The organism is Paraburkholderia phenazinium, assembly GCF_900141745.1.
GTDB classification, from domain to species: domain Bacteria; phylum Pseudomonadota; class Gammaproteobacteria; order Burkholderiales; family Burkholderiaceae; genus Paraburkholderia; species Paraburkholderia phenazinium_B.
In genome coordinates, this window is sequence record NZ_FSRM01000002.1 from 1,411,388 (window position 1) to 1,431,077 (window position 19,690).

Consider the following 19,690-nt stretch of genomic DNA (forward strand, 5'->3'; position numbering starts at 1 on the left):
CGCGGCGGACTCAGGCGGCCCATCACGGCGCTTGGCCCGCAAGCGCATAACGACATTGGAGGAGCTACAGGTGACGAAAATCCGCTGGCGCATCGTCCTGCTGCTGTTCATCGCGGGTTTCATCAACTACCTGGACCGGTCGGCGCTGTCTGTCGCGGCGCCGGCGGTCATGCAGGAGCTGCACTTGTCGCCAGCCAACCTGGGGCTGGTGTTCTCGACGTTCTTTATCGGCTATGCGGTGTTCAACACGATCGGCGGCTGGGCGGCCGATCGTTGGGGCGGCAAGCGCGTCTTTTCCGGCGCGATCCTGATGTGGTCCGTGTTGTGCGGAACAACCGGCCTCGCCACCGGCTTCGGCTCGCTGCTGGTCATCCGTACGTTTTTCGGCATGGCCGAAGGACCGCTCGCGACGACCATCAACAAGATCGTGAACAACTGGTTTCCCCACAAGGAATCGGCCACCGCCTTCGGCTTCGCCAATTGCGGCCTGCCATTGGGCGGCGCGGTTGCGGGTCCAGTCGTCGGACTGCTGACCGCGGCCTACGGCTGGCGCATCGCATTCGCCGGCGTCGCGTGTCTCGGGTTGATCTGGCTGGTGTTCTGGCAATTCATGACCACCGATCGGCCGCATCAGCATGCGCACGTATCGGAAGAGGAGCGCAGGCTGATCGGTTCCGACCGTGCCGTCTCGGAGGATCCCGCTGATCTGAAGCCACTCGGCGCTTACCTCAGACAGCCCGCCATTCTCGCAGCGATGATTTCGTACTTCGGATACAGCTACATCCTGTTCTTTTTCCTCACGTGGTTCCCGAGCTTCCTGATGATGGACCGTCACCTGAGCCTGAAAAGCATGAGTCTCGCGACGGTGCTGCCGTGGCTGCTGGGCTTCGTCGGTTATGGCTTGAGCGGCCTGCTGTCCGATCTGATTTTCCGCCGCACGGGCAATGCGCTGCGCGCGCGCAAATGGGTGCTGATCGTGTGTCTTGGCGCGGCGGGCATCTGCGTCGCGCTCGCAGGCACCGTGACGACCACGCTCAGCGCATTGCTGCTGATGGCCGTCGCCGTGTTCGCGTTGTATCTGAGCGGCAGCACGTACTGGGCGCTGATCCAGGACACGATTCCCGGCGCGAAGCTTGGAAGCGTTGGCGGATGCGTGCATTCGATCGCCAACTGCGCGGGTATCATCGGCCCTGCAGTGACGGGTTTTCTCGTGCAGCGGAGCCATACCTTCTTCAGCGCTTTCGTGCTGGCGGGGGGCATTGCGCTCGCGAGCGTGCTCGCTGTCGCGATTCTTTTGCGGCCGGGCTTGCCCGGCCGGCTCAAGGCGAGCGAGGCGCGCATAGCCGGTTGAAATCACTGCCCACTGCATCTGGGAACTCGCCGTGAAGCATCGACAGCGGCCCACACGAACCGAATCTCGAACCTACTCATAGCCATGAAAGCCGATCCGTCTGTCATTCAAGCCTTTACGCCCGCAGGCAAGCTGCGCGCATCCATCAACCTCGGCAATCCGATTCTCGCGGGTAAGGATGCGTCGGGCACGGTCGTCGGGGTCTCGGTCGATCTTGCGCGCGCTTTCGCTGCAAAGCTCGGTGTGGAACTGGAACTCGTTGTGTTCGATGCGGCTGGCAAGTCCGTTCAAGCGGTTAGCGAAGAGCGCGCCGATTTCGGCTTTTTTGCCGTCGATCCGTTGCGAGGTGAGACCATCGCATTCACCGAACCGTATGTGCTAATCGAAGGCTATTACCTGGTGCGCGATGCCTCGCCGATTCGCGACAACGCGGACGTCGACCAGCCTCAGCATCGCGTGGCTGTCGGCAAGGGCAGCGCCTATGATCTGTTTCTTACGCGCGAACTCAAGCATGCGCAGATTGTGCGCGCGCCCACCTCGCCGACGGTCGTTCAAACGTTCCTCGACGAGAATCTCGAAGTCGCGGCGGGGGTCAAGCAGCAGCTCGAAGCCGATGCGCGCAACGCGTCTGGCCTGCGTCTGATCGACGAGCGCTTCATGGTCATCCGCCAGGCGATGGGTGTGCCCAAGAGCCGTGGTGCCGCGGCGGCACATGCGTTGCACGCGTTCGTTGAAGAGATGAAGGCGTCCGGCTTTGTCGCCGAGGCTCTCGAGCGGCATGGCATCGTCGGCGCAACTGTCGCGCCGGCTGCTTGACGCGAGGGGTGCGGACCGGTAGCGACTAGCTGGCGTGTGGGCGTTCAGGGCCCCACTTGTACGAGAAGGCCATCGATGATGCCGTTGTCAGCGAGATGAATGCGCCAGGTAGAAGACCCCGAATCGTGCGTAACCTGATAGATGTCCCAACCCTGGTTGCCCACACCCACAAACCGGACATTTTCAACAGGACCTATTCGATCCAGGTCTTCTTTGATTCTGGGCAGTTGCTCTCGCGTGGCCTCTTGCAAGCCGGTCGACATTTCGGCGTAAAGCGGATTTCCTGACTGCAAGCCGTCAATGTTCCGGCGAAGTGCAGATTCGCTTCCCGGAGTTGCAGTCTGGCTCTTGACCTTCGCAGCGAGCGTTGCCTCCATCTTTTCCGCTTCGGCAGAATCGATTCGCGGCATTGTGATATCGCGGCCATTCTGGTGATGGATCAAGGCAGTAACGTGGCCTTGATCATCAACCACAAACGTCTGCGTCGCCTTGACGACCTTTGCAAAAAACTCTGTGTTGCTCATGGGATACTCTTCAACCCATCCTTGCCCTGTAAGCTGGAGGGCCAGATGGTCGCCTTCGCGTCGGACTTTCATCACCGCTGTACCGGTAAACTTGTACGTGCCAACATATCGATCCAGAATTTCAGCAGCTACGGGCACTTGAGTATGTTCGCTTGAAGCTTCGTTCATGATAGGTGGGCTCACTTGTGCGGCCAGAGTGACCAGGGTGATTGACATACATCCTAGAAGTACTGCGATTAGCAATTTCCGCTTGGCTGGCTTCCTTAGCATCAGCTTTAGACGTCGCTCTAAAAATGATCTGGACTCCGACATGCCAGCTACTGAGCCGATGTATCGCGATTGCCGTTCTCCGACTGCGATTAGCGTTTCGCCGTAAACAGAAAACCTGTGTCCGGCCTCCAGGACTCTCGCGTCGCAATCGACCTCGATGGCGTACCTGAGTCGTCTCAATTGCCACCAAAGTGGCAAATTCCACGGCATCAGCGCGATCAGGCAGAGTGCGATCGTGAGCAGTCTCGGGTCATGAGCGTCGATGTGTGAACTCTCGTGCGCCATGACAGCTGCCTGTTGCTCCAGAGGCGAATCGAGGAGCCAGGCTGGCAAAACAATCTGAGGGCGGAGAAGGCCAACAACAGCGGGGCCAGCGTCACTCGATAGATACACTGAAACGCCGCAGACTGATGCAACAGTCCATTGCCGTTTGCGCCACTGCAAATGTGTTGCGCTGATCAGCAAAGCCAGAATCATCAATATCGACGCTCCAAGCCATACGTCTTTGGCATGGAGTTCAGCGTATTGAAACGTTGAAGAGCCACTGTCGTGATTTTCGACCCAGACTGCGGGAGATAGACGCGTCGACGTGATCTTATGCAGAGCGATTACGTTCGGGGGCACCGACGGTTTCAGGTCCTCGGGGATTTCGATTGAAACCGACGTCATGAGCGCTGGAATGGCCAGCGATGCGACGATCGCGAGAAGCCAGAACCCTCTGCTGGGCGATCGCCGGTCCCGTGCGGAGTGTTCGGCAATGAGCGCAGCCACGGATAGAACCGCCGACACCGACACCGCGTAAATCATCCACGTCAGCATGCGGGCTACTCCTCGTCTGGTTTTTCTTTCAGTAGCTCACGCATACGACGAGCTTGCTTGGGCGTGAGATTCTTATCTGCCACCAGGTGCGCAAATAACAATTCCGTTGATCCACCGAATAGCTTGCTCGTGAGGTGCCGCAAAGCGCTTTTGCGCGCGGCTTGCTGCTTAACGGCTGCAGTGTAGCGGTGTCCCCGACCCTCTTCCACGTGGGTTACATAACCCTTGCTTTCCAGCGTGCGAAGGATCGTCAAGACAGTGGTGTAGGCGAGGTCATCTGCGAGTCCAGCACGAACTTCGCTGACAACCGAGGGGCCGCGTTCCCATAGTATGTGCATGACGTCAGCTTCGCGGTCGGTCAGCGAGATGTCCAAAATGCCTCCTACTAAAGATGTAGTAGATCGTAGGATGAACGTCGTGTCTTGTCAACTAGCTTTATAGTAGATGCGAGTGCGATCGCCAGGATTTTCACCGAGATCTCAAGGCGTTCAGGCAACCTTGCGTCGCAGCTGGCCAACGGATAGCAAGAGCGCAGACACGAGAAAATAGACGGCGCCCACCGCTGCATAGCCAGCCACTTTGGCAATAGCGGGAGGCATTGGCGCATGGGCTTGTACGATGAAAAATGCACCTGCCAATGCCGACTGTCCGCCGCTCAGGATCATCGCCCACTGCGCACCGAAGCGCTTCCAGCGGCGGACGGCAGTGCCGAGCTGAAGCAACCCGGCAAGTATGGCCCAGACGCCAAATACGCCGAGAACACCGTTCATGTTCACCGTCCACGCCACGATCACTGCAACCGCTGTCAGGACGCTGATGAGGACGTTCGTGGCCTGGGTACGATTTTCAGCCATCCCACCGCTACGCGACATGTCGACGTAGTTGGCCAGTGCATCCCATGCAGGATAGACGACGAGCAAGACAGCCGCGCCGACCGGGGAGTGCTGTCCGATGGAGAAAGCAAGTGCGACCCAGATAGCGGAAAACGCGGTCCGAATAAAGTAATAGTGCTTGAGCCAGCGTTCTTCCCGAACGCGAGTGATATCTTCGTGATGAGCAACCATTGCGACTCCTTAAAGTTTTGACAAAGGCGGCCCGACTGCACGTGATCTATCGCACGGCTAAGGCTCGCGTCGGTAGAGAGGATCGCACTTGGCTTGTCTCTGCGGTATCGGTCAAATGACCGACTCTGGCTAATACCGGTTCGAATGCAGCGACCGGCCAGAAGGCAGCGACGGTTCGATTGCGAAAGCGGTGGTGGGCGCTCTTGTACCGGCGGTGGTGGTTGTGGTCGCCGCGTGTAGACTGGCAGGATCGGATGCGTCTGGTCTTTCGCGGGCTCATGAACTTGCCGGCTCACGCGATTGTCCAGTCTGTCTCTACTCCTCAGGTACTTGATCGGAAAAGGAGAAGTTATGGCAAAGGATGAGATTGTCTGGGGGATCCTGGGCGCCGCGAAGATCAACAACAAGGTTGTCGTGCCCATGCACAGCGCGCCAAAGTGTCGGGTGAAGGGCATCGCGTCGCGATCTCAGGAGAAGGCTCGGGAAGCCGCCGCCAAATATGGTCTGGCCGTGGCATACGACAGCTACGAGGCGCTTCTGGCGGACCCGGAAATCGACGCGGTTTATATTCCGCTACCCAATCACATCCACGTGGAATGGACGATCAAGGCCGTCGAGGCAGGCAAGCACGTCTTGTGTGAGAAGCCGATCGGGCTGGACGCCCAACAGGTCGAACAGCTCATCGCTGCGCGCGACAGAACCGGCCGTTACATACAGGAAGCGTTCATGGTTCGCACGCATCCGCAATGGTTGAAGGTGCGGACCTTGATCGACGAAGGTGTGATTGGCGAATTGCGGGCAGTGACCGGCGGCTTCACCTATAGCAACACGAACCCGAACGATATCCGCAACCAGAGCGAACTGGGCGGAGGTGGTCTGCTCGATATTGGTTGTTATCCCATCACAACGTCACGCTTCGTTACCAGGTGTGAGCCGGGGCGGGTGGTTGCCCTGATGGAGCGGGACCCAATATTCGAAGTGGACCGGCTCGGCTCCGTGCTGATGGATTTTGAAGGTGTGCAGGCGAGTTTCTTCTACTCCACCCAGACCTATAGCTATCAGCGGATGCAATTTCACGGCACGAAGGGGCGGATCGAAGTCGAGATTCCATTCAATGCGCCAGCCGATCGACCGACGCGTCTGTTAGTGAGCGAAAACACCAGCGCCGGTGTCGCGACTGATCGCTGGGTGGAACTTCCTGTGTGCGATCAATATGGCATCGCAGCGGCCACGTTCGCCGAGGCGATATTGAGTGGACGCCCGCAGGCTATACCACTAGAAGATGCACGCGCGAATATGCGAGTGATCGATGCTGTGTTTCGCTCGGCTCGATCTGGCGCGTGGGAGAGAATCCCGGAAAGTTGAGGTGCTTCGCGGGGGCATCGCGTTACGTTACACGTGCTCGCTCGTTGAGGTGTTCCTCGACACATCCACTTTGGAATGCGGCTTTCCGAGTCGGCGTTCGCTAATTAACGCATTGATTTGAATGGTATTTTTTCGATCAATTCCTTCGTCTTACAAATCGGCATAGGTCTTGCAGTTAGCTCCCCGCAGCAGATAACCACATTTGCGGGGGAGCTAAACCATGAACAGATTCAAACTGTCGGCGATCGCGATGTGCGTGTCGTCGATGATCGTCCTGACGGGCTGTGGAAGTACGCCGACGAAGCCGGGCGGAGTTGGAGCAGGTGCTGGAGCAGGAACAGGTGGTGGTACGCCTACACCCACGCCGACGCCAACGCCAACGCCAACGCCAACGCCAACGCCGACACCAACGCCGACACCAACGCCGACACCAACGCCGACACCAACGCCGACACCAACGCCAACACCAACGCCCACGAGCGCCAACCCGCTCGGCGTAGTGGTCCAGAACGCAGGCAACGTCGTGACCAGTACCGGCCAGACGGTATCGTCGGTGGGCAACCAGATTGGCCTCACGCCGATTCCCGGCGCGAATCCTGCCACCACAACAGCGCTCGGCAACGTTGTGTCGAATCTCGGCGCCGGCGTTACCGCATTGGGCGCTGGCGCGACGAACGGCCTCGGACAGTTGGGCAATTCCGCCAATCCGCTAGGCCCGACGGTGTCGAGCACGGGCAACCTCGTCTATGACGCGGGCCAGGCGGTCAACAGCGCCGGCCAACTCGTAAGCAGCCTGGGCAGTGGTCCCACGGCGCCGCTTAGCCCGCTGACCACGCCGCTCGGCAACACAGTCTCCACGGTCGGCAATGCTGTCAGTGCGCTCGGGACGCAACTCACCACCACGCTGTCCACAGGATTCATTCAGCAGGTGACGCAAACAGTGAGCGCGCCCATCACGCCAATCACAACCGTTCTCACGCAGACGACTCAAACCGTCGGCGACACGACCGGTCTCGGCTCGCCGCTGAGCGGCTTGCTGTCGACGATCGGTCATGGATTGGATGGCGCTGGAACCAAGCTCAGTGGTGCGACCGGCAATCCGATTGGACAGAATCTCGGCAATGTCGTGACAGCAGTCGGCAACACCGTCACCTCGGCCGGCGGCTTGCTCACGGCAGGCGGGACACCAGGCAACCCGCTTGCACCGCTGACCGGCATTCTCACCTCGTTACCCGGCACCTTGAGCGGCGTGGCGGGTGGCGTGAAGAGCGGCGGCACCAGTCCGCTTGCGCCGGTGACGTCGTTGGTGACCACGCTGACCGGCTCCCTCGGTACGGTCGCGGGCTCGGGTACGGGCGGCACGGGAGCCGCCGGGAATCTGCTTGCGCCGGTCACGGGGCTGGTCAGTACCTTAACGGGTGCATTGACCGGCACGACGACGGCCACAGGCACATCTGGCGGCGGATTGCTTGGCGGCCTCGACGGTCTGGCCAGCAAGAAGTGACAGGATAGGAAAGCGATGCAAACGTCTGCCCAAGACGTCAAATGTCTTGGGCGGCGACACAACTCAAAACTTCGGTATGCAGATTATCGACCGCGTCACTTTCAGAAGAGATCATTGCCCACGAGAATGGCCTTCGGCAGCACTACCACGCGTTCATCGTCGATCCGTGCAAGGGGCTCGATAATCTCGTTTGCATCGACATCAACGCCGTTGCCCATGTCGGGAAACAGGAACGGCTACGATTAAGCTGCGCGGGGCGCCTCGACCGCTTCCAGAACTCGCCCAAAGAACTCGTTCGCGTGCGCAGGATTCAACCACCGGACGATTACGGTCATGCGTCGCTCGGGCTCGATCCATGTGAAAGAGCTGCCGGCTCCGACGCCGAAATAGCTTGACGCCGGCACGCTCGGGAAAATCTTGCGATCGGTATTGAGCCACACAAGGTAACCGTAGAACGGCGCAATCGCACATGGCGTACGCATACGCGCGATCCACTCGCGAGACAGAATCTGCCGGCCGTCAACCATGCCTTCGTTCAACAGCAGTTGCGCCACTTTGAGCTGATCGTTCGCGCTGACGGACATCCCGCCGCCCCAGTGCGTCCCGCCCGGCACGGATTGCATGCGCCGGCCGTCGATCTCCACCCACGCATTGTCGTAGCCAACCCATTGCCAGTTTTCGCTCGCGCCCGCCGGGCGCATGATCGCCTCGCGGAACACCTCGGGCAATGGTTTCCGGAACAGATGAAGCAGCGCCAGCGAAAGCTGGTTGATACGCACGTCGTTGTATTCCCAATACGTCCCGGGGCGCTGCAAAGGACGCAGATCACCTTTTTTGCCGTCCGGTGGTGCCGCGAAGTTGACGGCGCGATAGTGGTCCGCCTGATCAGACAGGCCAAAGTACGTGCCCTGCCATTCGCTTGTTTGCTGCAGCAGATGAGCCCAGGTTACGGCGGCATTGTGCTCATCGTCAAGGCCGATGCCGGGCACTCGCACGTGCACCGGTTCGTCGACGTCCGGCAGCAGGCCGCGGTCGTAGGCAATGCCTGCGAGCAGCGCCAGGTACATCTTCGCGACGCTGAAAGTCAGATCGGCCCGGTCGGGCTCGCCCCATGAGGTCAATACGCGTCCATCGAGTGCGATCGTGCCGGACACGGGACCGCGGTCATGCACCGGCCCGAGCAACCGGTTCCACGGTGGCGGGTCGTTCACATGCACGCCCCACATGCCATCCACATGGCGGTCCCAAAGCGACTCATGATCAACTGCAAACTGCACTGCTTGTTCAAAATCGTATTGCATTCGTAGAATCCCGATTGGTTCGAAGGGCCCGGCTGACCTAGTGGGCATTCAAACGCGCTCGCGCCCACACCACCGTAAACAGACTGATGATGGCCGCGAACATCAGATAGAGGCCGGGCGCCAGGTTATTGCCTGTGGCCTCGATCAATGCCGCCACCGCGAGCGGCGTGAAGCCGCCGAAAACGGTCGTGCCGATGTTATAGCCGAGCGCCATGCCGGTGGTGCGGGTGCGGGTCGGGAACAGCTCGGACATCAACGCAGGAATCGGCGCGAAGTAGGTGGCCTTCAGCAGGGCGACCCACACCACCGCGGCAAGCAACGTCGCAAGCGACGGGTGGGCGTTCATGAACATGAACGCAGGATAGACCGTGAAGAAGAACAACGTGCCTGCCACCAGCATGATGCGCGTGCGGCCTACCTTGTCGGACCAGTGTCCGACCACCGGTGTCAGCACCATCATGATGAACCCGGCGGCCAGCGTCGCAATGAAGCCTGACGATGGCGCGAGGCCGAGTTGCCGCGCTGCATACGTCGGCATGTACAGCAGCATATAGTTGGCCGTGGTGGTGAGCACCAGCGAGCCGATCGACACCAGCACGCGTTCCTTCTGCGTAGCCAGCAGCTCACGCACCGGCGAACTGGATTTCTCCGCCCGTTCGAACTCCGGCGTTTCATCCATACGGCGCCGGATATAAAGACCGATTGGACCGATCAGCATGCCGAACAAAAAGGGAATGCGCCAGCCCCAGCCTTCGAGCTGAGGCTGCGTCAACGTGCCGGTGAGCACTGCGCCGAACGCCGAAGCGAGCAGCGTGCTTGCCCCCTGGCTCGAGAACTGCCAGCTCGCCATGAAGCCTTTCCGTGCCGGCGCATGCTCGATCAGAAACGCCGTGGAGCTGCCGAATTCGCCGCCAGCGGAAAAGCCTTGCAACAGACGCGAAACGAAAATGCCGATCGGCGCGACCAGGCCGATCGTGGCATAGGACGGCATCAGCGCGACCATCCCGGTGCCGAGCGTCATCATCGAAATCGACAGCGTCAATGAAGCCTTGCGGCCCTTGCGATCGCTATACGAGCCGAGCGCCAACGCACCAAGCGGCCGCGCCAGATATGACAAGGCGAACGTGCCGAGCGTGAGCAGCAGCGACACCGTCTTGTCATGCGTTGGGAAAAACAGCCGCGACAGCGTGGTGGCAAAGTACCCGTAGACAATCAGGTCGTAAAACTCGAGCGCATTTCCAATGGACGTTGCCAGGATCAGGCGTGATACCCCGGCGTGCGAGACGGGCTTGGCGAGGGATTCGCTTACTACGGCTGCTGAATCAGGGCTCATGGAGGCGTCCTTGGTCGACATCGTTCTCCGTCGTGACGCGCCGTGGGCGCGCGCCTGGCTCGTACGAAGCAGTGTAACGATCTTGGCGTGGACGATATTTGTGGACAATTACAATATTTGGCAGATATCGTTGCCGAAACGGCAAAGCGGGGAAGCCTGACCGAAATGGACAATACTGCACTGCGTTACTTTCTCGAAGTCGCCCGCAGCGGCTCGCTCAGCAAGGCGTCGGAGCGACTATACGTGGCGGTGTCGGCGCTAAGCAGGCAGATTGCGAAGCTCGAAGAGGAAGTCGGTGCGGCGCTTTTCGAACGGCGGCCGCGCGGGATGGTGCTGAGCGATGCGGGACGTGTGCTTGCCGAACACGCGCGGCGCAGCCTACTGGAAACCGAGCGCGTCACCGACGAAATTCGCGGGCTGAGCAATGGCAGCCGCGCGACGATTCGCGTGGCAAGTTCGGAAGGGGTCGCGCCGTATTTTCTGCCGCAGGTATTTGCACGCTTCCTGAAGACGCATCCGGCGACGCAGTTTCAACTGGACGTGTCTGCGCCATCGGTCGCGACACAACGCGTGCGTGAGGGCACCGCGGATATCGCCGTGTGTTTCAGCGTCGCGCCGGAGAAGGACATCCACGTAGTGTATTCGCAGCTGGCACCGATCTTCGCACTGGTCAGGCGCGATCATCCGCTTGGCGCACGCGAGTCCGTCTCGCTCGCGGATCTGATGGCCTGGCCGCTCGCCATCGACAACCAGGGTGTGACGATCCGCCAGATGTTCGATATTGCGTGCAGTCTGGAAGGTCTGGTTTTCGAGCCCGTGTTCGTTAGCAACTACCACGCTGCGCTGCAGAGCTTCGTGCTGCTTACCGATGCTGTCACGCTAACCGGCTTCCTGACCGTGCGCAGCCGCCTCGTAATGGAGGGACTCGCAGCCGTGCCGATCAGCAATCCCGAACTACACCAGCGCAGGCTTCAGGTTCAGACGATGGCCGGCCGCACGTTACCTCATGCATTGCAGGCGTTTGCCGAACTGCTGACAGGCGCGATCCACGATCCTGCTCTTCTCGACTGACTCATCGAGAGAGCCACTACCGCAACCCGATCAAAGGAGTTCCAAGGTGAAACGGCACATTTCCCTTTTGCTCGCTGCACTTTTCATTGGCAATACGCTGGCTTGCGCAGCGACGTCCAATGCGAATGCGACAGAGCCGTCGTCTCAGGAAGCGCAGTCTGCGGCTGCGCAGCTTGGACATCTTTACGACACCAACTACGCGGCTAAAAATGCCGATGCCATGGCGCAACTGTATGCCGAAGACGGCATGCTGGTTTCCCCGGCCGGGAAAATCATCAAAGGACGCGCAGCACTCAAGGAGTACTACGAAAAGCGCTTTGGCTCGGGTGCGAAAGAGCATCACATTCACGTGATCGATGCGAGCGCGCAAGGCGACGGAGGATTCAGCGTCGCAGAGTTTTCCGTTCAGGTGCCAAAAGGCGACGGGACATTCCGCCAGGAGAGCGGCCATATCATGGCCGTGTACGTCAAGGAGGGCGACGGTTGGCACTTCCGGGCAGTGGAGCCGAGCGTGCCCGCCAAGGATTAGTCACGCCCATCCTGCAAGATATTGATGAACCGCCTGAATAGCGGCGGCTCCCTCTCCCACGGCGGCTGCCACTCTTTTGACGGAGCCACTGCGTACGTCACCCGCCGCAAAGATACCGGGCCGGCTGGTCTCGAGATCGTGCGGCGGCCGCTCTGCTGTCCATTTGGCGCCGGTATCGGCGCCGGTCAGCACAAACCCATCCTTGTCCAGGGTGACGCAATCGCCAAGCCATCCGGTACTGGGCTGAGCGCCAAGAAACAGGAAAACGTGCCGGATGGGTTTATGTTCAATCTCTCCTTGCCGATTCCACTTTATGGCCTCGAGTCGCGACTCGCCGCATAACTCGACGATCTGTGTCTTCGTGTGAAGCGTGATGTTGGACGCCGCGTTGATCCGTCTGATCAAATACGTCGACATACTCGCTCTGAGTCCCTCTCCGCGAATCACCACGTGGACATGGCGCGCGAACCTCGCAAGGAATACCGCAGCCTGTCCCGCCGAATTGCCGCCGCCCACCACGATCAGCTCTTCGTTGTTGCAGAATGCGCCCTCCATGAAGGTCGCGCTGTAGTAGATGCCGCGACCCTCGAAGTGTTCGAGACGCAAGAGATCCGGTTTCCGGTAGCGCGCGCCGCTGGCAATGACGACAGCGCGAGCGTAGACGCACTCGTCCTGATTCAGGCCAATGTGAAACGACCTGGCATCTGTGCAGTCGATTGTCAGCGCTTCGATAGGCACCCCAACTTCGGCGCCGAACTTGCGGCACTGCGACAGGCCGCGACCGGCTAGCGCCTGCCCCGATATGCCGGTTGGAAAGCCAAAGTAATTTTCGATCTTCGAACTGGTGCCGGCCTGGCCTCCCGGCGCCTTGGCGTCCAGAACGGCCACCTTCAGTCCCTCGGATGCGGCGTACACCGCGGCCGCGAGTCCTGCGGGTCCCGCGCCTACCACAACGAGATCGAAGTGCTCGCCGTCGAGTCTGTCCGGACTGAGGCCGATTGCATCGGCGACGGCGCGGTGGCTGGGCTGTTTCAGCACGACGCCTTGCAACGTGATTACAACCGGGATGTCGGCTTCGGTTGCGTCATAGTGCGTCAGCAGTTCTTTGGCCTCGGAGTGCTCAACGATATCGAAGTAAGCCGAGGGCTGACCGTTGCGGCTCAGGAAGTGGCGCAGACGTAGCGTAGGGGCCGAGGACGTGCTGCCGATCACCACCACGCCCACGTGTTCGCCGCGGATGAAAGCGACGCGCCGCAAAATATAGGCGCGCATGATGGTTTCGCTCAACTCCGCTTCGGCGATGACGAGCGAGCGCAACGATTCCTCGTCGATGACGATCACCTCGCAATCGGAGATGGCGCGCGACGTTGCGACTGCAGCCCGGCCCGCGAGCGTGGCTACCTCGCCGGTGAAACTGCCCGGGCCATGTGTGCCCAGCAGTACGGGGCCTTCAACGGACCGTCTGGATGCCTCGATCGTCCCCGACAGAATGGCGAACATCCCGGTGTGCCGGTCGCCTTCGGAATAGAGGATGTCGTGGGTCTTGAGCTTGCGGCGCTCGCCGTAGCGTTCCAATATCGCCAGTTGCCTCTCGTCCAGCCGTGGGTATACCTGGTGGTAGCGGCTGCCACCCGAGGCCAGCTCGTCGAAATTGCCTGAAGAGTCGTTGCTCATGGCGGGCTCGGTCAAGTCTAAATGCGGTCTTTGCAGCGCAAGCGCTGCATCCAGTTTGCGTATGGTAACTCCGCTTGCGATTCACTAACGCATTGCTGGCATCGTGCTGCACTTTCCGTTGCGGGTCGGAACGCACTATGAAGCGGACTGCACGTTTTCCGTCAATTTGTTAATCTCGCTTCCAATCACCCATCCCACGATGCAAGGACGCGAGGAGCTTTAAGCATGAGCACTGTCGATTACGAACCGCCTAAGGTCTGGACCTGGAACAAGGATAACGGCGGCCGCTTTGCGAATATCAACCGCCCGATTTCGGGGCCGACGCACGACAAGGAGTTGCCGGTCGGCGTGCACCCGCTGCAGCTCTATTCGCTGGCGACACCGAATGGCGTCAAGGTCACGGTGATGCTCGAGGAGCTGCTGGCGTTCGGTCACAGCGGTGCGGAATATGACGCATGGCTCATCAGGATTGGCGATGGCGAGCAGTTTGGCAGCGGCTTTGTCGGCGTGAATCCGAACTCCAAGATTCCCGCGCTGCTCGATCGCAGCGGACCGAAACCCATCCGCGTGTTCGAGTCCGGTGCGATCCTGGTACACCTCGCCGAAAAATTCGGTGCTTTCCTGCCGACTGAGCCGAGCGCGCGCGCCGAGTGCCTGTCGTGGCTATTCTGGCAGATGGGTAGTGCCCCCTACCTCGGCGGCGGTTTCGGCCATTTTTACGCGTACGCGCCGAGCAAAATGGAATATCCGATCGACCGCTTCGCGATGGAGGTGAAGCGTCAACTCGACGTCCTCGAAAAGCAGCTCGCCGAGAACGAATACATCGCGGGAGATGCGTACACGATCGCCGATATGGCGATCTGGCCGTGGTACGGCGGCCTCGTAAAGGGCTGGCTTTACGGGGCGGCCGAATTCCTCTCGGTGCAGGACTATAAGCATGTCCAGCGTTGGGCCGATGCGATCGGCGAGCGCCCGGCCGTCAAGCGCGGCCGCAAGGTCAATCGCGTCTTCGGCGAGCTTTCAGATCAGTTGCACGAGCGCCATGCCGCCACAGACTTCGATACCAGCACGCAGGACAAGCTTACCGCCGAGAAATAATCTGGAAGTATGCTGAAGCGTTCTGCTCAACCTGAGCCGCACTCATCTGAATTGCCACTGCCGACGCCGAGCTTCGCGTCGTTGAGCGTGGCATCGTTGATTGCGGTGCTAGCATGGGTGGGCTTCGCGGCACAGAGCGACATCACGATTGGCAGGATGCTGTTCCGCGGCCTGGGCGTGATCGACGGCATCGAGCGTATCAGTGCGTACCTGACGAACCTCACGACGCTCGTCGTCGCGATCAGCTTTTCGTTTGTGGCCATACGGGCACGCTCCGCACCCGGGCGGTTCTTCCGCAAGCCACCGGTGCTCACCGCCGTGGTCGTCTATATCGTGTTCGTCGGCATTGCTTACAACACCTTGCTGCGCCATCTATGGACGCCGTACGGCTACCGCGCACTGCTCAACGAATTGCTGCACACGGTCATACCGCTGCTATGCACGCTGTACTGGCTGCTCTTCGTTCCCCGCTTCCATCTGCTGCTGCGCGATTGCCTTTTCTGGCTGATCTATCCGCTCGGCTATCTGTTGATAACGCTCTGGCGCGGCAGCGAAACCGACTTCTATCCCTATCCTTTCATTAACGTAAGCGAGCTCGGCTACGAGCGTGTGCTCATCAATGCCGTATTGCTGTTGCTCGGTTTCTTCATTCTGATGGGCGTATTCATAGCGATCAATCATCGCCGCCCACGGACGGCGCCTGCGAGATCTGTGACCGACTCATAGTATTCATCGGACAAATACCCCTAGGTAAATACACCTACGCATGTGGGTCTGATTGAAGTTGCGCAAACATTTGCCGATAACTTGTGTGACAGATGTCGTTCAAGGTAAATCGTGCCGAATATCGAAACTCTCATGCGCCGCCGTGTGCGGATCGCAACTGCGCTAGGCGCGGCGATTCTCGCCTGCGTCGGGCTCGGCGCGACCATGCAGCAATCGCAAACGGACTGGATCCAGCACTCCTACGAGGTGATGCGGCTCGAGTCGGAGATGCGCATTACGATGGTTGTCCGCGATTCGTCCATGCTGCGTTATGTGTTCGATGTCCCGACGATGGATTCGCGGGCTGGGGATCGCACGGCGGTTTTGCAAGAAATCGAAGACGCCTACGTCAGCTCCGAGATACTGCGCGCCCAGCTGCTCACGCTGACGGCCGACAATACGGAACAGGTATCGCGCCTGCAGACCATCGGTGGAGCGATGGCCCGGATCCGTGCCCGCCTCGACGAACTCCGCGATGACATGAAGGAAGGGCGCAACGGCGCTGCGCAAGCGTTGCTTGCCGATCCAGGCTATGAAGCGGATCGCAGGGTGATTCGCTCAACGCTGCAGGCCTTCGCGGATCAGGAAGCGCAACTGCTGAACGGGCGCGAACGTGCCCATACGCGCTGGGCGCTGGTTTTGTGGGGCGCGCTGGCAGCGCTCGTCATGCTCGTTGTGGTGACGCTGCATGCGCTGCGCTCGCGCGTCGTCAGCGAGGTCGCGCAGACCGAGCGTCAGCGTGGCGCTCTTGAAACGCAGCTCGACACTGACGCCGCCACAGGTCTGCATAGCCGGCACTGGCTCGCCCAGCAGTTCACCATGGATCGCGCACATCAGCTGGGCAACACGGGCGCCCTGTCGATCATCCTGCTCTGTATCGACTCGCTCAAGCCGGTCCGCGATGCGTGGGGCTTTGAGGCTCGCGACGTGCTGTTGCGCGCCGTCCTCGAACGCATCAACCGTGTGCTGGGACCGTCCGACGTACTCGTGCGTGCCGCCGATGATCAGATCGCCATTCTGGTGCCGGACCGGATTCCGGTCCCCGGCGGTTCACGCGCGGCGACGATGGTCGTCTCGCTGGCTGGTCAACTCGACACGCTGATCGACATCATCGACGGCTTGCCGGTGTCGCCCGCTGTACGTGTCGGCACCGCAGCGTGGCCCGCTGATGGTGGCTCGCTCGACGCGCTGCTGACCACGGCCGGCGATCGCATGCGGCCATTGAGCGCGTTTCGCGCCTCGGGCGACCTGACCATCTCGACTTCCGACAGCGCTGCCGCATGAACTGGTCTATCCCGCGGCGCCCGGGTGGCCGCGCCATCACATATTTACTGGCCCGTGCTTTTATCGGCCGGAAGCTGCGTGCGTGTTCAGACGCGCTGGTGAGTTGCCGGGGAGCCGCGTGGTTGCTGTTCGCCGGTGCAGTCTACGAACTTTCGTTGGCACTGCTGCACGTAGCGGGAATGACCCAAACATGCAGCGATGTGCTGCCATTCAACGCGTTCTGTTTCCTGGTCGCCTCCATCGGGATGCTGCGCGAGACAGGCGGCAGCGTGCGGTCGACGCGCCTCTCTCTGATTGCTCCTTTCACGCTGATGTGTGGCGGCGCCGTGGTGCTGGTCGAATGGTTGCAACGGCTTGGCTTCTCGCTCGACGCCCGTTACCTGGATAGGCTTCTCGCCGATCCGGCGTCCCAGTCATATCCCGTGGCGGCGTTGACTGCCATCGGCTTTGTGTTTTGCGGTGGGGCGCTTCTGCATTTGCGCGGACTAGCCGCACCGCGCAACGCAGTCGGCCCGCGTGTCTTCATCTACGGCACGATTCTCACGGGCATTATTGGGCTGCTGTGTCAGAGCATGGCAATTGGTGGCCTGTGGAGATGGGGCGAGCTTTTCGTTGTCGCGCCACTGAACGGCACCGGTTTCGTGCTCGCCGGTGCAACCTTATGGTGTGTCTGGGCAAAACGCCAGCCTGGCGTGAGCATTCTGGGTGAAAGCGCCAACGCGCGCGTACCCGTGATCGCCGCGCTGGTGGTTGTCAGTTCCGCGCTCGCCGTCGGCGTCATGCTCGCTTCGCTGATGGTGCGTAGCGATGAAGCAACAGAGCGTAGCGAGTTGCTGAGCGACACCGTCGAGCAAGCCGCCACATTGTCAGTCATCCTGCAGAATACGCAGGAGCATGCCAATGCGTTCGCCACGAGGCAGCAGAGCCGTTTGCAACACACGCCCTGCGCCGGCAGCCCTGAATCGTGTGCCGCCGCGCTCGACATGAGCGCCTATGTGGGACCCGATGCGTTCGCTAGCATCCGTCTGGTCGGCAGCGACGGTCGGGTGCTCTCCAGCGCGGGCAGGCGCCTCGCCACGCCGGACCAGATCGTGCCGGTGCGCCCCTCTGCCGGTCAACCCCGCGTCAAGGCGCAATTGCTCTGGCACGCAGGGTTCGTCTATCGTCAGCGCTCCGAACTTCTGCTGCAAGACGCCGCTGGACTTCCTGTTCAGTTCGCGCTTGAAACCGAGCAGACGTTGCCGATACTGGATTCGATGGCGGCGACGCGCTCGCGCGAAGGGCGGCGCTCCGTGCTATGTGGTCTCGACGGCCGGCTGCTACGTTGCTTCGCGGCGACCGCTTCCGAATTGCCGCACAACCTGGTGATCGATCCAGCGCTGGGGAATCGCCCACTGATCACGCCGGCATTTCATGGTGAAGCTGGCACGCAGCGGCACAGGGATTCGCGCAGCGACGACGTCGTGGTGGCCTACGCGCCGGTCGGTACGACCGGACTCGCCACAGCCTCCAAGATCAGGACCGAGGTCTTTCTCGCTCCCGTACAGCACGCGCTGCTGGTGGCCGTCGGCGTGATGGCGCTATGTGCGCTGGCAGGCACACTGTTTCTTCGAGCCCGCATCGTGCCGATCGTCAAGGCCCAGCATAGCGCTGCCGGTACCGCAGCACGCAGCGAGGCGCAACTCAGGGCTATTACCGACGCTTTGCCGTCCCTGGTCGGCTACGTGGATACATCGGAAACCTACCGTTATGCGAACGCGGCGTTTGCAACCATGCTTGGTACTCCTCCAGAAGAAGTGATTGGCAGGACGATGCGAGAGCATCTTGGCGACGCGCAGTACCAGATTTCCGAGCGATACGTCCAGCGTGCATTAGCGGGAGAACCTCAGCAGTTGGAGCGTAGCGTGATGTCGCCACACGGGTCGATCTATGTCGATGTGCGATACATCCCGCACCGCAATGCCGAGGAACGCGTCGACGGTTTTCACGTCGTGGTGACGGACATCACTGCCCGCGTCGAACAGGTCACCGCGCTCGAGCGTGCTGCCAAGATCGATCCGCTGACGGGCTCCGCCAACCGCCGTGCTTTCATGCATGCGGTCGGCGACGCCGTGAACGACCGGCGGCGTCACGGTACGCGCGTAGGACTCTGCTACATCGACGTCGACCACTTCAAGATCATCAACGACACCTATGGTCATGCAGCCGGCGACGAGGTGCTGCGTGTCGTGGCACAACGACTGCGTACTGCCACACGCGACGATGACCTTGTCGGCCGGCTCGGCGGAGACGAGTTTGTCGTGCTGCTTGGCCGTTTGCGTGACGACGATGCAGCGCGCGTAGTTGCGCGGAAACTGGTTGACGCATTTTCAACGCCCGTCACTTTCCGCGGACAGGCGATCCCGGTCTCGATCAGCGTCGGTGTCGCGCTGGACGAAGAAGGCACCCGATATACGCCAGACGAACTGCTTCAGGCCGCTGATTGCGCACTCTACGAAGTCAAACGCAACGGCCGTGCATCATGGCGGCTCGCCACGGCGGCTGCTCATGGACCGGTTGATCGTGCCGAGGACTGACTGACCGCAAGTCTGCAAGACCCCTCCAGTAGTCTTCCCCAGCCTCGCAAAACGAGAACCGCTTGAGCCGAATGCCGCGGAACGCTGCCCCTCACAACGAGGGGCAGGCGGCCTGGCTCGCACGTGCGTTGTTGCGGACAACGAATTGAAATCCCACCTGTCGCCCGCCGTCGGTCGATTATGACTGATCGTATTAGCAATAATATTTACCCAATGCCGTGCCGTATGTATGGTAGATCTGGGCGCTGAGGCCCAGCCACTGGACTTCTTTCTCCGTGTAAGGGATTGTACTTAGACGTCAAATCGATATTATTGACTAATATTATTACTCGACGCGGCTGCCTGA

16 protein-coding genes are annotated in these 19,690 nt (G+C 60.5%); 10 read left to right on the forward strand and 6 right to left on the reverse strand.

The features are described from left to right. Positions 1–70: 70 nt before the first annotated feature. Entirely contained in the window at positions 71–1,351 is a 1,281-nt protein-coding gene (locus BUS06_RS26360) for an MFS transporter (protein ID WP_074267336.1), read from the forward strand. Between the two features lie 84 nt (positions 1,352–1,435). Beyond that, a complete protein-coding gene (locus BUS06_RS26365) occupies positions 1,436–2,167 on the forward strand; it encodes an ABC transporter substrate-binding protein (RefSeq protein WP_074267337.1) in 732 nt (243 codons plus the stop codon). Between the two features lie 44 nt (positions 2,168–2,211). On the opposite strand, the gene BUS06_RS26370 is transcribed toward BUS06_RS26365, so the two are convergent. The 3 genes from BUS06_RS26370 to BUS06_RS26380 form a co-directional block, all read right to left on the reverse strand. Further along, positions 2,212–3,780, reverse strand: coding sequence for a M56 family metallopeptidase (locus BUS06_RS26370; RefSeq protein ID WP_074267338.1), 1,569 nt, complete (start codon positions 3,778–3,780; stop codon positions 2,212–2,214). A gap of 5 nt (positions 3,781–3,785) precedes the next feature. After that, a complete protein-coding gene (locus tag BUS06_RS26375; RefSeq protein ID WP_074267339.1) occupies positions 3,786–4,154 on the reverse strand; it encodes a BlaI/MecI/CopY family transcriptional regulator in 369 nt (122 codons plus the stop codon). Between the two features lie 114 nt (positions 4,155–4,268). Then, positions 4,269–4,844: a hypothetical protein gene (locus tag BUS06_RS26380; protein WP_074267340.1), complete on the reverse strand. Its 576-nt coding sequence runs from the start codon at positions 4,842–4,844 to the stop codon at positions 4,269–4,271. Positions 4,845–5,174: 330 nt separating this feature from the next. On the opposite strand from BUS06_RS26380, the gene BUS06_RS26385 reads away from it, so the two are divergent. Next, positions 5,175–6,209, forward strand: a complete 1,035-nt coding sequence (locus BUS06_RS26385) for a Gfo/Idh/MocA family protein (RefSeq protein ID WP_367946972.1) — start codon at positions 5,175–5,177, stop codon at positions 6,207–6,209. A gap of 220 nt (positions 6,210–6,429) precedes the next feature. After that, positions 6,430–7,713, forward strand: coding sequence for a collagen-like triple helix repeat-containing protein (locus tag BUS06_RS26390; RefSeq protein WP_074267342.1), 1,284 nt, complete (start codon positions 6,430–6,432; stop codon positions 7,711–7,713). Positions 7,714–7,955: 242 nt separating this feature from the next. Here BUS06_RS26390 and BUS06_RS26395 read toward each other — a convergent pair whose 3' ends face one another. Next, the gene (locus tag BUS06_RS26395; RefSeq protein WP_074267343.1) at positions 7,956–9,014 is read right to left on the reverse strand and encodes a serine hydrolase domain-containing protein; all 1,059 of its coding nucleotides are present in this window, start codon (positions 9,012–9,014) and stop codon (positions 7,956–7,958) included. A 37-nt stretch (positions 9,015–9,051) separates the two neighbouring features. Beyond that, positions 9,052–10,347, reverse strand: coding sequence for an MFS transporter (locus BUS06_RS26400; RefSeq protein WP_074269305.1), 1,296 nt, complete (start codon positions 10,345–10,347; stop codon positions 9,052–9,054). A gap of 165 nt (positions 10,348–10,512) precedes the next feature. Between BUS06_RS26400 and BUS06_RS26405 the strand changes: the two genes are divergently transcribed. Next, a complete protein-coding gene (locus BUS06_RS26405) occupies positions 10,513–11,418 on the forward strand; it encodes a LysR family transcriptional regulator (RefSeq protein WP_074267344.1) in 906 nt (301 codons plus the stop codon). Positions 11,419–11,464: 46 nt separating this feature from the next. Then, the gene (locus tag BUS06_RS26410; protein WP_217272834.1) at positions 11,465–11,947 is read left to right on the forward strand and encodes a YybH family protein; all 483 of its coding nucleotides are present in this window, start codon (positions 11,465–11,467) and stop codon (positions 11,945–11,947) included. Here the strand turns inward: BUS06_RS26410 and BUS06_RS26415 are convergent, their stop codons facing one another. Further along, the gene (locus BUS06_RS26415) at positions 11,948–13,621 is read right to left on the reverse strand and encodes an FAD-dependent oxidoreductase (protein ID WP_074267345.1); all 1,674 of its coding nucleotides are present in this window, start codon (positions 13,619–13,621) and stop codon (positions 11,948–11,950) included. 225 nt (positions 13,622–13,846) lie between these two features. Between BUS06_RS26415 and yghU the strand changes: the two genes are divergently transcribed. The 4 genes from yghU (at position 13,847) to BUS06_RS26435 (ending at position 19,344) form a co-directional block, all read left to right on the forward strand. Next, positions 13,847–14,719 (forward strand): glutathione-dependent disulfide-bond oxidoreductase, encoded by an 873-nt coding sequence (yghU, locus tag BUS06_RS26420; RefSeq protein ID WP_074267346.1) that lies wholly within the window; start codon positions 13,847–13,849, stop codon positions 14,717–14,719. Between the two features lie 9 nt (positions 14,720–14,728). Next, positions 14,729–15,445, forward strand: a complete 717-nt coding sequence (locus tag BUS06_RS26425; protein ID WP_074267347.1) for a Pr6Pr family membrane protein — start codon at positions 14,729–14,731, stop codon at positions 15,443–15,445. A gap of 132 nt (positions 15,446–15,577) precedes the next feature. Further along, a complete protein-coding gene (locus BUS06_RS26430) occupies positions 15,578–16,768 on the forward strand; it encodes a sensor domain-containing diguanylate cyclase (RefSeq protein WP_074267348.1) in 1,191 nt (396 codons plus the stop codon). Then, positions 16,765–19,344, forward strand: coding sequence for a GGDEF domain-containing protein (locus tag BUS06_RS26435; protein WP_083611613.1), 2,580 nt, complete (start codon positions 16,765–16,767; stop codon positions 19,342–19,344). The genes BUS06_RS26430 and BUS06_RS26435 overlap by 4 nt, the downstream gene beginning before the upstream one ends. Positions 19,345–19,690: the final 346 nt, after the last annotated feature.

Bases quoted from the DNA above. Each gene is read 5' to 3' on its own strand.
- BUS06_RS26365 (WP_074267337.1), top strand. From the start codon at position 1,436: ATGAAAGCCGATCCGTCTGTCATTCAAGCCTTTACGCCCGCAGGCAAG.
- BUS06_RS26370 (WP_074267338.1), bottom strand. From the start codon at position 3,780: ATGCTGACGTGGATGATTTACGCGGTGTCGGTGTCGGCGGTTCTATCC.
- BUS06_RS26380 (WP_074267340.1), bottom strand. From the start codon at position 4,844: ATGGTTGCTCATCACGAAGATATCACTCGCGTTCGGGAAGAACGCTGG.
- BUS06_RS26390 (WP_074267342.1), top strand. From the start codon at position 6,430: ATGAACAGATTCAAACTGTCGGCGATCGCGATGTGCGTGTCGTCGATG.
- BUS06_RS26395 (WP_074267343.1), bottom strand. From the start codon at position 9,014: ATGCAATACGATTTTGAACAAGCAGTGCAGTTTGCAGTTGATCATGAG.
- BUS06_RS26400 (WP_074269305.1), bottom strand. From the start codon at position 10,347: ATGAGCCCTGATTCAGCAGCCGTAGTAAGCGAATCCCTCGCCAAGCCC.
- BUS06_RS26405 (WP_074267344.1), top strand. From the start codon at position 10,513: ATGGACAATACTGCACTGCGTTACTTTCTCGAAGTCGCCCGCAGCGGC.
- BUS06_RS26415 (WP_074267345.1), bottom strand. From the start codon at position 13,621: ATGAGCAACGACTCTTCAGGCAATTTCGACGAGCTGGCCTCGGGTGGC.
- yghU (WP_074267346.1), top strand. From the start codon at position 13,847: ATGAGCACTGTCGATTACGAACCGCCTAAGGTCTGGACCTGGAACAAG.
- BUS06_RS26425 (WP_074267347.1), top strand. From the start codon at position 14,729: ATGCTGAAGCGTTCTGCTCAACCTGAGCCGCACTCATCTGAATTGCCA.
- BUS06_RS26430 (WP_074267348.1), top strand. From the start codon at position 15,578: ATGCGCCGCCGTGTGCGGATCGCAACTGCGCTAGGCGCGGCGATTCTC.
- BUS06_RS26435 (WP_083611613.1), top strand. From the start codon at position 16,765: ATGAACTGGTCTATCCCGCGGCGCCCGGGTGGCCGCGCCATCACATAT.